This is a genomic window from Corynebacterium poyangense, from assembly GCF_014522205.1.
In the GTDB taxonomy this organism is placed as follows: domain Bacteria; phylum Actinomycetota; class Actinomycetes; order Mycobacteriales; family Mycobacteriaceae; genus Corynebacterium; species Corynebacterium poyangense.
Genome location: NZ_CP046884.1, coordinates 1,415,066 through 1,429,976, shown reverse-complemented (window position 1 = coordinate 1,429,976; position 14,911 = coordinate 1,415,066). Strand labels below are relative to the sequence as shown.

The window sequence follows — 14,911 nt, the reverse complement described above, 5'->3', positions numbered from 1 at the left end:
GGACCCCGGCGCTTTGATCGAAAGAAAGGTGGGGCAAGATGAATATTGTGAGTAGTAGCACGGCAACAAAAACGATAGAACATCCAGACACTAGGGAAAACACCAGTACCGGTGATGACACCCCGAAGTTCTTTCATTACGTCAAAAAGGACAGCATCGTGGAATCAGCCGTGAATGGGACTATGGTGGTGGCCTTGTGTGGGGAAGCATTTCCCGTCCGGAAACAGGCTAAACCGGGATCGCCGGTGTGCCCCGATTGTGAACGAATTTATCGAGGTCTGCGGAAAAAGTGAGTTTTGAGGATCTCCGAGTTTGGCAGCGCGAGGCCCTTCAGAAATATCTAGCGACGAAGCCGCAGGATTTCTTGGCGGTGGCGACCCCTGGGGCGGGGAAAACTACCTTTGCTCTTAGAGCGGCCACGGAGCTTTACCGTAGTCGATTGGTTGATCGGATTTTCGTAGTTGTTCCTACGGAGCATCTCAAGGTGCAATGGTCCCAGGCGGCAGCACGAGTGGGATTATCCTTAGACCCTAAATTTCGGAATACTGATGCCATTAATTCCGCCTATGACGGTGTTGTTGTCACCTACGCTCAGGTGGGGATGCACCCTTTTAAGCATCGAGCCATCGCGACACATAAACGTACTTTGGTGATTTTGGATGAGATTCACCATGCTGGTGATGCGAAAAGTTGGGGTGATGGGATCCGGGAGGCCTATCAGGATGTGCATTTTCGCTTAGCTCTCACCGGAACTCCTTTTCGTTCCGATGATTCTCACATACCGTTTGTTCGCTATGTCGAAGATGGCGAAGGGCACCTAGTCAGCCAATCAGATCACACCTATGGCTATGGCGATGCTTTAGCAGACGGAGTAGTACGTCCCGTCATTTTTTTGGCGTACTCCGGTGAAGCTCGCTGGCGCGATAGTGCTGGCGAAGAGTTTGCCGCTCGTCTTGGTGAGCCCCTTAACCCGGAACAGCAGGCCAGGGCATGGAAAACTGCTCTCGATCCGAAGGGGGAGTGGATTCCAGCGGTACTTCAAGCAGCTCATACCCGACTTCTTCAGCTTCGAAAAAATATGCCTGATGCCGGGGGGTTGGTGATTGCTACCGATAAGACCACAGCCCGCGCTTATGCTCGCATTTTAGAGAAACTATCGAGCACCCCAGTAACCGTCGTTCTTTCTGATGAGGTGGGCGCGAGTAAGAAAATTGAGGAGTTTTCCGAGAGCCGCGATGAATGGATGGTGGCTGTTCGGATGGTTTCTGAAGGAGTCGATGTTCCTCGTCTCGCGGTCGGTGTTTATGCCACCTCGGCGTCGACCCCCTTATTTTTTGCTCAAGCCATTGGCCGGTTCGTCCGCTCGCGGATGCCCGGTGAAACAGCTAGCGTATTTTTGCCTTCGGTTCCAGTGCTCCTGGATTTGGCTGCCAAGCTGGAGACCAGCCGTGACCACGTCTTAGGTAAACCGCACCGAGAAAAAGAGGGCTGGGATGATGAGCTGGTTGAGCAGGCCAATAGGGAAGAAAACGAACCCGATGACACCAAGCGCTATGAGTCTATAGGTGCAGATGCGGAGCTTGATTCTCTCATCTATGAAGGTTCGACGTATGGCACCGCCACCTTTACCGGATCTCAGGAAGAAGCTGATTATTTAGGCCTTCCAGGGTTGCTTGACGCCGAACAGATGAAAGCACTGTTGCGAAAACGACAAGAAGAACAACTTGACGCCCGCGAGATGGAAGCAAAGGCTCGGACGTCGACTACACCTGAGCCTGGCGATAGCCCGAGGAAGAGTGAGGCAGGCGATGAGGACAGAATTGCGAGCCAAGAAATTCCGCAGTTAAGAAAAGAACTCAATGCTTTAGTATCAATTACGGCAAGCAGGACCGGTAGACCGCACGGAGCTATTCACAATGAAGCACGCCGTCAATGCGGCGGTCCGCCAACTGCTTTATGCTCCGCTCAAGAGCTGCGGGATCGGATTAATTACTTACGGAAGTGGTAGGACAACGTCGCTGGTTGTGGCATGGATATTGAGGAAGAACTGGCGTAGACTGCTTAACTACTGAGAGTTACATCAGTTTCGCATGAAAGGTAAGTATGAATTCACCTCAATATCCCTCTGATTCTTCCCAACAAGGTTTTTCACAAGGCCCTGCACAGCCGGCTTACCCCACAGGGCAGGGTTATCCGGATCAACCCGGTTATCCTCAGGGACAAGGGGTTCAGGATCAGGGGAAGAATGGAACCGCTCTGGTTGCCTTGATTCTTGGTATTGCGGCACTAATCCTGGGTTTTCTAATCGCACCGCTCGGCATAATTGTCGGTATTGTCGGACTGATTGTCGCTATCATAGCGATGAAGAAAGGCAAGAATTATCTTCCCCACAATCAACGCCGGGGCATGAGCCTGACCGGACTCATCTTATCCATTATCGGAATTATCCTGGGTGCGGTTATGGCGGCAGTGCTGTTTTTTGCTCTCCAGGCCGCTAAAGAAGGCGCTGATTACTGCGAGACCCGTGGCATTACTACCGATGATCCGGGATTCCAGAAATGCTTAGAGGACTATCTAGCTTCATAGGAGCAGCGGGGGTAATACCCCGGTTTTTGACATGGGTACACAGCATCAGTACACCGCAAATCCCGTTCGTCTTCTTTTTCCCGACGTCGCCCGAGGTTTTACCCTCTTAGGCATCGCTGTCGCAAATGGAACGACAGCGTGGATGGGGGCAAGTGGGGCAGAAACCAGAAAGACACTAGGTGGGGTTTATCATGACAGCCTCATCGACAAAATCTCCATCATTGTGGGCACTATTTTTGTCCATGTCCGTGGCCTACCCATGTTTAGCACCATGCTTGGCATGGGGATCGGGATGATCGTCATGAGCCTGATGAAACGTTGCTATCCGCGTAAAAAGGCTCAACTTGTTATTGTTCGCCGCTATGGCTTTTTAGCGCTATTCGGTGCCATCCACGCAATCTTTCTTTTCTTCGGCGACATCATGCTTTTCTATGGTCTAGCCGGAATGCTTTTCGCAGTCTTTATCCTCCTCAAAGATAAATACCTTAGCTGGATAGCTGCGGGATTATATGGCCTTTGGCTAATTCTAGGCTTGGTGCTTTTCTGGTTCATCATGGGAGAAGGAAAGCAAAGTGAAGCAATAGTCGGTGGAGACTTCAGTGCGCCCTCAAGCTACTTTCAACAGCTTATCCATGGTGGCACGATGGTGCTGATCACTCTTCCAAGCTTCTGGATGGAATTTCTGATGCTGGGAGGACCCATGATCCTTGGTTATCTTGCGGCGAAACGAGGAATGATCTATCGCATCAACCACTACCGAAAACTATTGTGGATATTGGTTGCAGTCACGGTAGCCGTGATGTTGGGGGTCGGAATTCCGCTGGGACTAAGTAGTTGCGGGATGATTTCTTTATCTCCGGACCTCTGGTTCATGTTGAACCAAGTACTCGGCCCTATCACCGGTCCAGGCATCATCGCGGCTATCGCTTTGGCCTGTGCTCCGCTTCAGGATCGGATGGACAGTACCCGGGAGTCGCAGGGCAAACCCTCCTTACCGGCTGCACTGGTGCCGATTGTGGCACTAGGAAAGCGATCAATGACTGGTTATGTCTCCCAGTCAATTCTCTTCGGCATTGTGGTGTCCAATTATGGCTTTGGCCTGGGGCAGAATAGCGGTGCCGGCGAGGCGTCGATCATTTCTGTAGGAATCTGGATTCTGACGGTGATTATCGCCTGGTTCTTAGAAAAATGGGATAAGCCGGGACCTTTCGAGTTTGTGCATCGGCGGTTGTCCTATGGCAGAAAGGGATTGATAGAAGTATGGCCTGCTCCGGACGTTGCCGAAGTTCCATCTTCTGAGCATGGGCCTCGTCCACTGACGTACCCGGGTTCTGCCAACTAGACCAATCCCCCTGACTCTCGAAGAAAGAGCCAGAGGGATTTTTCTGATCCTTAGGGGATTAGTCCAAGTAATCCCGGAGAACTTGAGAGCGTGATGGGTGACGTAGCTTAGACATCGTTTTGGATTCGATTTGTCGAATCCGTTCCCGAGTTACCCCGTAGACCTGCCCAATCTCATCGAGTGTGCGAGGCATCCCATCGGTTAACCCGAAGCGAAGTCGCACCACACCAGCTTCGCGCTCAGATAGCGTGCGCAAGACATCTTGCAGTTGATCTTGGAGCAGAGTGAAGCTAACCGCGTCAACGGCGATGACTGCTTCGGAATCTTCAATAAAGTCACCGAGTTGAGAGTCACCTTCATCACCAATGGTTTGATCGAGAGAAATCGGCTCCCGAGCGTACTGCTGAATCTCGAGTACCTTTTCCTCAGTGATGTCCATCTCTTTAGCAAGCTCCAGCGGAGTGGGCTCACGGCCTAGATCTTGGAGCAATTCACGCTGGATCCGACCGAGCTTATTGATGACCTCAACCATGTGTACCGGAATGCGGATGGTGCGAGCTTGGTCAGCCATGGCACGGGTAATCGCCTGGCGGATCCACCACGTGGCATAGGTGGAGAACTTATAGCCCTTGGTGTAGTCAAACTTTTCCACAGCGCGGATGAGACCGAGGTTACCTTCTTGGATGAGATCCAAAAATGCCATTCCTCGCCCGGTGTAGCGCTTAGCTAAAGAGACCACCAACCTTAAGTTGGCTTCCAAGAGGTGGTTCTTAGCTTTTCTACCGTCTCGAGCAATCGCCCGGAGGTCTCGTTTCACCATCGGGGTGAGTTTAGCGTTCTTATCTCCGGTTTGAAGAGCTTTCTCCATCTCTTCCATCCGGTAATTAGCATAAAGTCCCGCCTCAATACGCTTTGCCAAAGAGACTTCTTGCTCGGCATTCAAAAGCGCAACTTTACCGATTTGTTTGAGGTAAGCGCGGACCGAGTCAGCTGAGGCAGTGAGTTCAGCATCTTTGCGAGCTTGACGCAATGCGGCAGACTCATCCTCATCCCATACTGAGGATCCATCATCGTCTTCGTCATCCTCGCCCTCGGAATCTTCGTCTTCACCCAGGGCGGGAGTGTAATCTTCCTCATCCTCATCATCGGGGTGATCGTCTAGATCATCGACGTCTGATACCGCATCGAGATCATCGTCATTGTCCAACCCGCCCACGAGGAGGTCATCGTCCTCCTCGTGAAAATCATCAATGAGTTCCTCATCTAACTCATGAGGCTCCAACTCAGGAGTGCTTACTTTCTTTGGCCGTGCAGACTTAACGCTACCTTCGCTCTTCGCGCTAGCAGTAGACTTCTTCGCGGTCTTTTTCGCCGTCGATTTCTTCGCACTCTGTTTCTTAGCCGTAGACTTTCGGGCTGTCTTCTTCGTCGCCTTCTTCGCAGTCTTCTTAGCGGTTTTTTTCGCCGCTTTCTTCGTCGACTTCGCCTCTGCGCTACCCGCGTCAGCTTCGACTACCGCTGCTGATTCGCCGTCAACCGGTTGCGTCGATGCCTTAGTAGCTCGCGGCTTGCGTGCCGTTGTTTTCCGAGCCGCTTTACGCGCTGTTTTCTTGGCAGTAGTCTTCTTCGCTACGGACTTTGCTGAAGACACAGCAGCGTCGCCCTCGTCGTGAGCGAGACCCTGTTCGGAAGATTCAGTGGCTGCCACGTACGCCCTTTCGCCTGTACTCATACTCATTGTTGGGTCCTTCTTGGATCAGGCCCCACCCTCGCAAGTGTAGATCCGTTTGCACCACGATGAGAGTGCTCGACGCACACAGTTGTCGTCTCGGTCAACTTGCTTGGTTATGATCGCGGAACCATTGTAGAGGATTCTTCAACGACCGTGGGGATTGACTCCTGAGAATTAGGGCTGAATATCTTCATGGGCGGCCATCGCGGCCCCTACTATGCCCGCTCGGTTCTTCAACTCAGCGGCAATCACCGGGGTGTCACAACTTAAAAGCGGAACCCATTTTTCATGCTTTCGTGAGATCCCTCCACCAACAATAAACAGCGAGGGTGAAAACAGCTTTTCATAGGTCTGCAGAACCTTAGATACCTGCTTAGCCCACTTTTTCCAGGACAGACCCTCACGTTCCTTCACCGCTGAAGAAGCGCGATGCTCCGCCTCTTTTCCAGCTACTTCCAGATGGCCGATTTCGCTATTAGGAAATAGATTGCCGTCCATCAGGAATGCGGAACCGATTCCCGTCCCAAAAGTAAGGAAGATCACGGAGCCGCTCCGCGCTTCCGGGGTGCCGTAGGCAGCTTCCGCGAGCCCTGCTGCGTCGGCATCATTTAAGACACTGACCTTTCGATCCCCAAGATGGCGATGGAAAAGTTCCGTCACATCGGTGCCAATCCAGCTGGGGTCAATATTTGCGGCGCTGCGGGCAGTGTGGTTTCGAATAACGGAAGGAAGAGTGATTCCTACTGGGCCATCCCACTCTGCCTGGCGCAACACCTCAGCGACGGTTTCGGCTACTGCGTCGGGAGTGGCCGGTTGGGGAGTGAGGATTTTAATACGGTCCCCAATAAATTCACCGTTGGCTAAGTCAACTTTGGCTCCCTTGATCCCCGAGCCACCGACGTCAATACCGAAGCTAATATTGCTCATAACCTGCATAGTACCCATCTTTGGAGGCACAATGGTGGCCATGGAGAATTCAGCAGAACAACTGAGGGATATAGCCGTGGATATTGCTCGGGGTGCGGCTCAAAAAATTCGGACCCGGCGGGACGAGTTGGGGGATATCCACCAGCATTCCGAGACAAAATCAAGCCTCGTTGATCCGGTGACGGTGGTTGATACCTTGGCTGAGGAATACATCTGTGGTGAACTAGAAAAACTCAGGCCACATGATGGGATTATCGGCGAGGAGGGTACGGAGCGTCCGTCGAGAAGCGGAATATCGTGGATTATTGACCCCATCGACGGCACCGTGAATTTTCTCTATGGGATTCCTCACTATGCAGTTTCTATTGCTGCTGCGTGTGATGGAGAGGTCATCGCGGGCGTTGTAGTAGATGTCACCAGCGACGCGGTTTATCATGCCATCGAACAAGGTGGTGCGTATAAGACCACACCCACGACGACAGTCAGGTTGCGATGCCACGAACCCGCGGACTTGGCGCGTAGCTTAGTTGCGACAGGATTTGGATACACCGCCACTCGAAGAGCTGAACAGGTGAAAATACTGGTGCAGCTTCTTCCTGAGATTAGGGATATCCGACGTGAAGGATCTGCCGCTTTAGATTTCTGTTCCCTAGCTGAAGGAAGAGTGGATGCCTACTATGAACATGGCATTAACTGCTGGGATTATGCTGCTGGTTCCCTCATCGCCGCCGAAGCCGGCGCGGTGGTGACAACGCCGCCGTTGTCGGTATCAGGGCGAGAAGGCAACGTGGTCTGGGCGGCGTCGCCCGTCATTGCCCAGGCTTTTTCTGAACGTCTTGAAGCTATTGGTGCTATGACACCAATGCGTCCGTGAAACCCCCAAAAAATGGCTTTTACCTGGCCAGATGACAAGTTCAATCAGGCTCGCTAGTATGCCTCCAAGCACGATTAATAAGTGAGGAGGAGCCAACCGATGAGCAGTGAAGACACCCTGTCCCTGGAGGGACTTCGGGCACATGAAGCTGAAAACTCTTCTCTCAACGACGACGGCGAAGTGGTTGAGCCGTTGCAGTTGGATCCACGGGATATTGGTGATGAGGAAATTAAACTCAGCCTCAAGCCCCGACAATCCAATGAATTTACCTGTTCAGAGTGTTTCCTGGTCCAGAATAAGAGCCGGATTTCCCACGTGGAACCAGATGGTTCCATGATCTGTCAGGACTGCGACTAATAACCTTGATTAGCCACTACTGAGGAAAGTGCTTGATAGCTTCATCTGCCTGGTCAGGGAGGAAGTGTTCCAGCACAGCTCGCGGATTTTTGGTCCCCACCAGCCAATAGGGGGTTGGGTCCTCGGGGTCATCGAGCACTAACATTACCATCTCTTTTACCCAGCCATGTGATACGACAAAAGCTGCAGGATCAAGTTGTCTTCCCATCGCATTTCGTTTAGCAGATGCCGGAACTGCGAGGGAACGCGACACCACCGACGCTGGCAGGATGGCCTTACCTGCTTGAAGCCACCGTCCGCCTTGATGGTCTTGGAAAACCCGAATCCTGGTGGAGGATATGCTCAAAAACCACCAGAGGATGAGCGCACCTAAGAGGGTAGCCGGGACAATATACCAAGCTAGGGAACGGTTATGCCCGAGTTGGGCACTAATGAGAGCAACCACCAGCGCAGCGAAAATCCACCAGTACCAGGGAATCCACTGCCTTTCCTCGTATAAAGTTTCTGCTTTTTCCATGTCTGTGGCATTCACAGGGAGCTAGTCTACCGATCCTTGTCCGTGACACCGTAGGGTGGGAAGACATGAGAACAGAGCACAGTGGAGACACACCGGCGTTGACGGTACAGATTAAACGCTTGGATCCTGACTTACCCTTACCTCAACGAGCGCACCGGGGCGATGCGGGGGTAGATCTTCGGTCCTCCGAAGACGTCATCATTCCGCCGGGGCATCGTGCCCTGGTAGGAACCGGTATTGCCATAGCGTTGCCGCTCGGAACGGTGGGACTTATTCATCCCCGTTCGGGGCTAGCTGCTAAACACGGACTTTCTATCGTTAATACCCCAGGGACAATTGATGCTGATTATCGTGGGGAATTAAAGGTGTGTTTGATTAATCATGATGTCGCAGAAGATATTCATATAGAACGTGGGATGCGGATTGCTCAGCTGGTGGTGCAAAAAGTTGAATTGTGTGATTTTGAGGAAGTCTGTGAACTAGATGCTACAGAGCGCGGTGCGGGAGGATATGGTTCCACCGGGGTGGAATAGCCTGAGAAGCAGAGTAATAACCCAGGAAGAGCGCGGAGACAGTAGAGAAAGGTGTATCCGATGAGTTGGTTTAGGCGGAAAAACGCTGCTGCGAAGAATGTGGAAGAAGAAAACACGGCGATACCGGACGAGGCGAATCCGGTCGACAGTGATCCTGCCGAAGAACCCGGTATTCATGACGTGGATCATGATGCGGTGAGCGGTGACGTCGGACCCTTTGATGGCGACTCAGTAAATATCGCAGACTGTGATTTTAGTGACTTTTCTGAAGCAGTTTTAGATTTAGGCAGTATCAAAATTCCGCTGCCAAAAGATTCTCAGGTGCAGGTTGAACTCGGTCCCCAAGGACCGCAATCTATTCATATTGTTACCCGAGTAGGCCGGATCACCCCGGCTGTTTTTGCCGCTCCTCGCTCTGAAGGGCTATGGCGTAAAGCTACCGTGGATATCCGGGAAAGTATGCGAGAGCAAGGTTTAGAGCCGCGTATTGAACAAGGCCCGTGGGGTCGTGAAGTCGTCACCGAACAAGATGGGAACCAGATCCGGCTCCTGGGGGTTGATGGGCCTCGTTGGATGCTGCGTTTCACGGCTGCAGGACCGGAACACAGCAGCGCGGAACTAGCTGAATTATCCAGAGAGGTAGCGGCGCGCACTTTTGTTTACCGCGGGGACAATCCCGTATTGGCCGGAAATTCACTACCTGTGGTGCTACCTGAGGTACTCAGTGATCAAGTACGGCAAGAGATGCAACGTCGGGCTCAACAACACCAACAGGGGCAAGCCTAATGCCCAGCACTCCTCAAGACCTCCACCCTGGCCAAGAAAAAGAACTGAGCATTACTCGGATGGCCCATGGAGGGGAGGGAATAGCCCTTCTTGATGGTCGGGTGGTTTTTGTCCGTGGAGCCTATCCCGGAGATGTCCTCAAAGCGGAGATCACTCGAGTAAAGAAGAATTTTGCTCGGGCAGAGATCCGTGAGGTTATCCAAGATTCTGAGATGCGGGTGCCGCAACGCTGCCCAGCAACTGCTGCTGGTGCAGGCTGCTGTGACTTTGGGGACCTTGATCCCACTCGAGAAGCTCAGCTGAAGAAAGAAATTTTAGCTGATCAGGTGGGAAGGTTGGCCCGTGGTATTCATCGCCCCCCAATTGAGGTCATTGACCTAACCCCTAAAGATGGGTGGCGAACGAGAGTGAGGTTGAGAGTGGCAGGCAGTGGGTTAGCGGGTTTTCGGGCTCCCAAATCCACCGACATCATTACTGGCTACTCCTGCGCTCAGATCAGCGACGAGGTGTGTGGCGATATTTTGGCGCCCGACGGCAGGCGTTTTGAACCGGGAACTGAAATTATTATTGCCCTAGATAGCCAGGGGCAACGTCATATTGTTGAGTCCAGAAAAGCCCCGCGAGGACGACGCGTAGAAAAAGTAGAACGCGTTGTGGAAGGTAGTGGAGTAGCGCGACAACAGGTTATGGCGAAAACCTTTGACGTTCCTGCGACGGCATTTTGGCAAGCCCATATGAACGCTGCCGGGTGCTATTCCGGTTTGTTATACACCTGGCTACTCGAAGAGGTAGAGGATTTAGCTATTCGAGGTCCGCATCCAGTGGCATGGGACCTCTATGGAGGGGTTGGACTTTTTGTACCGGTTTTAGGAGAAGTACTGGGGCGTGACACAAGTATTCATTCCGTGGAGCTTTCTCCTTCAGCTAGGTGCCCCCAGCCGGGTTTGGCTGATTATCAGGTGACTTTCCACAACACTAGAGTCGAAAAAGCGGTGTCCACCTTGCAGAAACCAGATGTAGTGGTGTTAGATCCGCCTCGAACGGGTGCGGGGAAAGATGTGGTCAACAAGGTGGCAGCATCACGACCACAACTGGTCATTCACATTGGTTGTGATCCTGCGACCTTTGCGCGCGATATGAAAACCTGGGCCGAGAATGGATACCGGATGAGGCGAATGACAATGGTCAACGCGTTTCCAGGAACACATCACTTTGAGATTCTCAGTTTATTCGACAGGGAAAATTAATTTAACCGGTAAGATGAGACCGATTAGTGTCACTTCAGCTGTGGACGTTTATGAATACGTCGATTGTTGGCAAGAAAGGATTGAGAGGCAGCCACATGGATGTTCTCGCAGGGATTCATTGTCCGGAAGATCTGCGACGGTTATCGACCGCAGAGCTTGAGACTCTTGCCCAAGAAATTCGTGAATTTCTCATCGAGCACGTGGCAGCAACCGGGGGGCACTTGGGTCCGAATCTCGGGGTCGTAGAACTTAGTATCGCCTTGCACCGGGTTTTTGATTCTCCCCGAGAACCCATCATTTTTGACACCAGTCACCAATCTTATGTCCACAAAATCCTGACTGGTCGGGCCGAGAAATTTGAGTCACTCAGGCAAAAAGGCGGATTGTCCGGATATACCTCGCGGTCTGAAAGCGAGCATGATTGGACCGAATCCTCTCATGCCTCAGCGGCTTTAAGCTATGCTGACGGGCTGAGTAAAGCCAAGGTGTTACAGGGCCGTGCCAAAGATAATGTTATTGCCGTGGTGGGCGACGGTGCCTTGACCGGTGGCATGTGCTGGGAGGCGCTGAATAATATCGCGGCTGATCAACACCGCAACGTAGTCATCGTGGTCAACGACAATGGGCGGAGTTACGCTCCGACGATCGGTGGATTTGCGGAGAATTTGGCCCAGTTAAGAATGCAGCCGGTTTATGACAGCGTCATGGAACATGGCAAAAACACCTTGAACAATATGGGATGGGTTGGACGTCGAACTTTTGAGGCACTCCACGCTTTTAAAGAAGGCGTGAAATCGACCGTTTTGCCCGGTGAAATGTTCCCTGAACTGGGAATGAAGTATGTTGGTCCGGTTGATGGACATGATTTGGAGGCGGTTGAAGAAGCATTAACGTATGCGCATGATTTCTCCGGGCCGATTATTGTCCACGTGGTCACCGAAAAGGGGCGTGGATTTGCTCCGGCAGAAGCCGACACGGCGGAACTTATGCACACCACTGGGGTGATTGACCCGGTGACTGGGGAACCAAAAACGACTGCTGAACCAGGCTGGACCCCAGTTTTTAGTGATGAGTTGGTGGCCATTGCAGAAGAACGCAAGGACGTTATCGCCATCACTGCTGCGATGGCTGGGCCTACTGGATTGTTGCCATTTAAAGACCGCTTTCCAGACCGGTTCTTTGATGTGGGAATTGCCGAGCAACATGCGGTCACCTCTGCCGCGGGCCTTGCCCTAGGGGGAATGAAACCGGTGGTGGCCCTATACTCCACCTTTTTGAACCGAGCCATTGATCAACTCATCATGGATGTTGGGTTGATCCGTCAACCAGTGACGTTGGTCCTGGACCGGGCAGGGATCACGGGCAACGATGGTGCCAGCCATAATGGCATCTGGGATATTTCCCTCACCTCGGTGATTCCGGGGATGAGAATCGCTGCTCCGCGTGATGGGCAACAACTCAAAGAACTGTTAAGAGAAGCCGTTGCTTTTGAGGAGGGCCCCAGCGTGGTTCGCTTCCCCAAGGGATCTGTTCCGGCAGACACCCCGGCACAACGACGGTATGCAGATGGCGTTGATGTCCTGGCCCACATACCTTCGCCGGGAGAGGATGAGGGTGCTCTTAAGGTTCTGCTCATCGGTACAGGGACTTTTTCCGTCAACCTCGCAGACATCGCAGACGACATTGCCCATGAAGGAGTCGAGGTTACCGTGATTGATCCGCGGTGGATATGCCCCATCCCGGATACGGTGGTAGACCTTGCGCGTGCTCATGATCTAGTCATTACCGCAGAAGACGGCATGATCCACGGGGGATTTGGAAGCCTAGTGAGTGAAACTCTCAGTGAACATGGCATTGATGTGCCACGCAGATCTCTCGGATTTCCTGCTATCTATCCAGATCACGCCTCCCGCGGGGAAATGCTTGCAGATCTGGGATTAGATTCAGCGGGGATGAAAAAACGCATCCTCGCCTGGATTAAAGATCTGGCCTAGTTTTCCTTCTGCTGGACAACTTAGCGCGGACCGTATTCCCGACAGATTGTGTATAGTGCTGGCTGGCAGAGTTCGATTTGCCAGCGTCGAGCACCATGAGCATGGAGGAAAGACCGAGCCTGCTCGGGGGATTTTATCCGGCGATGATGAAGTATCTCCCACAATAGTTCCCGCAGTACGGTGGGGCTAAGAAGGTTCTCGGTGGGAATATTAAGCCGGCCAGCCACTTCTTCCACCTTGGCGCGACAATGCAGAAAATCCTCGAAACTCTCTGGATGGTAGTGCCGCCAAGATTTTGTGGAAGGTGCCCCGCGCCGGCTGGATCGCTTCGGTTGGGGCCAGGTGGTGGGATCAGTAGATAAGGCCCTTTGTTGAACTTTCCACCAGCGGGGAGCCTGCCGACCTACGCCCCGAATATTCTTCATCTGCTGGGGAGAAGAAGCCATGGGACGCGCGATGTCGATTAATGTTGCAGAACGTAAAATTCGCCCCGGCGACTGGTCTCTTGTTTTCGCTAGGCGTTCTCGTTCCTTCCACAAGGCCTGGGCTATGACGAGTTGACGCGGTGTTGTTAAGGACTCGATTCCACGCTCATCGCACCAGGATCGCATTGGTGGTTGCTGAATGTGCGCATGTGAGCGTCGCACATATTCACATTCTTCCAGGGCATATTCCCATCGTCCCTGGCGCTCAAGAAGCAGCATCATAGCATCAGCGAGGTCGAGCAGCGGCTCGACGTCCAGGGCGGCATATACTAGCCAGTCTTTCGGTAGTGGCCGGGTTGACCAGTCTTCCGCGCCGTATCCCTTGGCTAATCGGAACCCCAGTACCGTGGCGCACATATCAGAAAGATTCACCTTTGAGAAGCCGGCTAGTCGTCCGGCAAGTTCGGTATCAAATAATTCGGTGGGGTGGCAGCCCAGCCAAGCCAAGCACGGGAGATCAGTGTGTGCGGCATGGATGATCCAGGATTGTTGACTTAAAACAGGAGAAAGAATCTCGCGGAACGCATCCCGGTGAACTTCTGGGTCAAGCAGAATAATCCCGCTGTCTTGGCGTTTGAGTTGAATGAGAAAAGCGCGATCATCATAGCGGTATCCCGAGGCGCGTTCAGTATCGACAGCAATAGGGCCACGGCCTTGTTGGAGGAGTGAGGCAGCCTGGCGAAAACCCGTAGGGGTGTGAAATAGCGGAAAGTTTGATTGAGTAGGAGCCGTTAATAGGGGGATAGAATCAGCTTCTTCGCTGGTAGAGCTCATCGGTGAAGACTGCGAACTCCTTCAGGAGGAAGACCTGCGACTTGGGTGAGCACCTGGGAAAAACCCTCCACATGGGTGCGTAGTTCTTCAGACCCTGCGGCTGTCCAGGAAGCCCGCATTTCTACCTGGTAGTTTCGGGGCGGACCACCAATCTCTCCGAACCGTACTGACGCTGTTGCTGTGACAGTGCCGCCGAGATTGGAGTATTGGGCGCCCGCCTCGGAGAGGCCTTCTTGAAGCCACTGCCAGGCCACATCGGGCAGCATCGGGTCTGAGGCTAACTCATCATCCATATCGGCTTGAATATAAGCCACCAGACGCATAGAACCATCCCACGCTTCCTCGGCTTTCGGGTCATGAAGCAAGATCAGACGACCAAAAGCATCGCCGTGGGTTTCACTGATTTCAGGATCAATTTCTAGACCCACCGCATGACTAAATGGAGCTAGTCGTTGAGGAGGCCGAATGGTTCCTAGTGTCACCTCAGGCCGAAGTTGAGCAGCGTGCATAGATTCCACGGCGGCAGTAAACCGAGCGGGAATAGCAGTTTTCTCATCAGTGTCCTGAGCGGACTGAGAGATTGCGTCCTGGTTGATCACGCAACCAAAGCTAACCCTTAGCAGGGGATCGACGGTGGAGGCGCGCCGAAAACCTCAGGATGGGGTAGCAGAAGGTAGCTAAGCGTTGCTATCCAACTTATGATGGAGAGAGTCTGAGAACACGGCCTCCCAACTGAGAAGCCAAAAAGAGGAAAGGA

General features: G+C 52.8%; 15 protein-coding genes. 10 read left to right on the top strand and 5 right to left on the bottom strand.

Annotation, left to right across the window (positions count from 1 at the left end; all coding sequences use genetic code 11):
• Positions 1 to 38 precede the first annotated feature (38 nt).
• The 4 genes from GP475_RS06725 (at position 39) to GP475_RS06710 (ending at position 3,928) form a co-directional block, all read left to right on the top strand.
• Complete coding sequence (locus GP475_RS06725) at positions 39 to 293, top strand: DUF3039 domain-containing protein (protein ID WP_187973676.1); 255 nt, start codon at positions 39 to 41, stop codon at positions 291 to 293.
• Positions 290 to 2,008, top strand: coding sequence for a DEAD/DEAH box helicase (locus tag GP475_RS06720; protein WP_187973675.1), 1,719 nt, complete (start codon positions 290 to 292; stop codon positions 2,006 to 2,008). Before GP475_RS06725 ends, GP475_RS06720 begins: the two co-directional genes overlap by 4 nt.
• A 95-nt stretch (positions 2,009 to 2,103) precedes the next feature.
• Positions 2,104 to 2,586, top strand: coding sequence for a hypothetical protein (locus tag GP475_RS06715; protein WP_187973674.1), 483 nt, complete (start codon positions 2,104 to 2,106; stop codon positions 2,584 to 2,586).
• 31 nt (positions 2,587 to 2,617) lie between these two features.
• The gene (locus GP475_RS06710) at positions 2,618 to 3,928 is read left to right on the top strand and encodes a DUF418 domain-containing protein (protein ID WP_187973673.1); all 1,311 of its coding nucleotides are present in this window, start codon (positions 2,618 to 2,620) and stop codon (positions 3,926 to 3,928) included.
• Between the two features lie 58 nt (positions 3,929 to 3,986).
• On the opposite strand, the gene GP475_RS06705 is transcribed toward GP475_RS06710, so the two are convergent.
• Positions 3,987 to 5,660: an RNA polymerase sigma factor gene (locus GP475_RS06705; protein WP_224400426.1), complete on the bottom strand. Its 1,674-nt coding sequence runs from the start codon at positions 5,658 to 5,660 to the stop codon at positions 3,987 to 3,989.
• Between the two features lie 174 nt (positions 5,661 to 5,834).
• Positions 5,835 to 6,587, bottom strand: a complete 753-nt coding sequence (gene ppgK, locus GP475_RS06700) for a polyphosphate--glucose phosphotransferase (protein WP_187973671.1) — start codon at positions 6,585 to 6,587, stop codon at positions 5,835 to 5,837.
• Positions 6,588 to 6,618: 31 nt separating this feature from the next.
• Here ppgK and GP475_RS06695 point away from each other — a divergent pair, with 31 nt between their 5' ends.
• Entirely contained in the window at positions 6,619 to 7,461 is an 843-nt protein-coding gene (locus GP475_RS06695) for an inositol monophosphatase family protein (protein ID WP_187973670.1), read from the top strand.
• A gap of 99 nt (positions 7,462 to 7,560) precedes the next feature.
• Positions 7,561 to 7,818: a DUF4193 family protein gene (locus tag GP475_RS06690; RefSeq protein ID WP_187973669.1), complete on the top strand. Its 258-nt coding sequence runs from the start codon at positions 7,561 to 7,563 to the stop codon at positions 7,816 to 7,818.
• A gap of 16 nt (positions 7,819 to 7,834) precedes the next feature.
• On the opposite strand, the gene GP475_RS06685 is transcribed toward GP475_RS06690, so the two are convergent.
• Positions 7,835 to 8,335 (bottom strand): DUF3093 domain-containing protein, encoded by a 501-nt coding sequence (locus tag GP475_RS06685; RefSeq protein ID WP_187975835.1) that lies wholly within the window; start codon positions 8,333 to 8,335, stop codon positions 7,835 to 7,837.
• A gap of 65 nt (positions 8,336 to 8,400) precedes the next feature.
• On the opposite strand from GP475_RS06685, the gene dut reads away from it, so the two are divergent.
• The 4 genes from dut to dxs all read left to right on the top strand — a co-directional run bounded on the left by dut (position 8,401) and on the right by dxs (position 12,895).
• Positions 8,401 to 8,868 carry a dUTP diphosphatase gene (gene dut / locus GP475_RS06680; RefSeq protein ID WP_187973668.1) on the top strand — a complete coding sequence of 156 codons (468 nt, stop codon included), beginning with the start codon at positions 8,401 to 8,403 and terminating at the stop codon, positions 8,866 to 8,868.
• 60 nt (positions 8,869 to 8,928) lie between these two features.
• Positions 8,929 to 9,654 (top strand): DUF3710 domain-containing protein, encoded by a 726-nt coding sequence (locus GP475_RS06675; RefSeq protein WP_187973667.1) that lies wholly within the window; start codon positions 8,929 to 8,931, stop codon positions 9,652 to 9,654.
• A complete protein-coding gene (locus GP475_RS06670) occupies positions 9,654 to 10,901 on the top strand; it encodes a class I SAM-dependent RNA methyltransferase (RefSeq protein WP_187973666.1) in 1,248 nt (415 codons plus the stop codon). The genes GP475_RS06675 and GP475_RS06670 overlap by 1 nt, the downstream gene beginning before the upstream one ends.
• A gap of 95 nt (positions 10,902 to 10,996) precedes the next feature.
• Positions 10,997 to 12,895 carry a 1-deoxy-D-xylulose-5-phosphate synthase gene (gene dxs / locus GP475_RS06665; RefSeq protein WP_187973665.1) on the top strand — a complete coding sequence of 633 codons (1,899 nt, stop codon included), beginning with the start codon at positions 10,997 to 10,999 and terminating at the stop codon, positions 12,893 to 12,895.
• A 20-nt stretch (positions 12,896 to 12,915) separates the two neighbouring features.
• Here dxs and GP475_RS06660 read toward each other — a convergent pair whose 3' ends face one another.
• Positions 12,916 to 14,154, bottom strand: coding sequence for an HRDC domain-containing protein (locus GP475_RS06660; protein ID WP_187973664.1), 1,239 nt, complete (start codon positions 14,152 to 14,154; stop codon positions 12,916 to 12,918).
• Positions 14,151 to 14,753, bottom strand: coding sequence for a DUF3000 domain-containing protein (locus GP475_RS06655; RefSeq protein ID WP_394367373.1), 603 nt, complete (start codon positions 14,751 to 14,753; stop codon positions 14,151 to 14,153). Before GP475_RS06655 ends, GP475_RS06660 begins: the two co-directional genes overlap by 4 nt.
• Positions 14,754 to 14,911 lie beyond the last annotated feature (158 nt).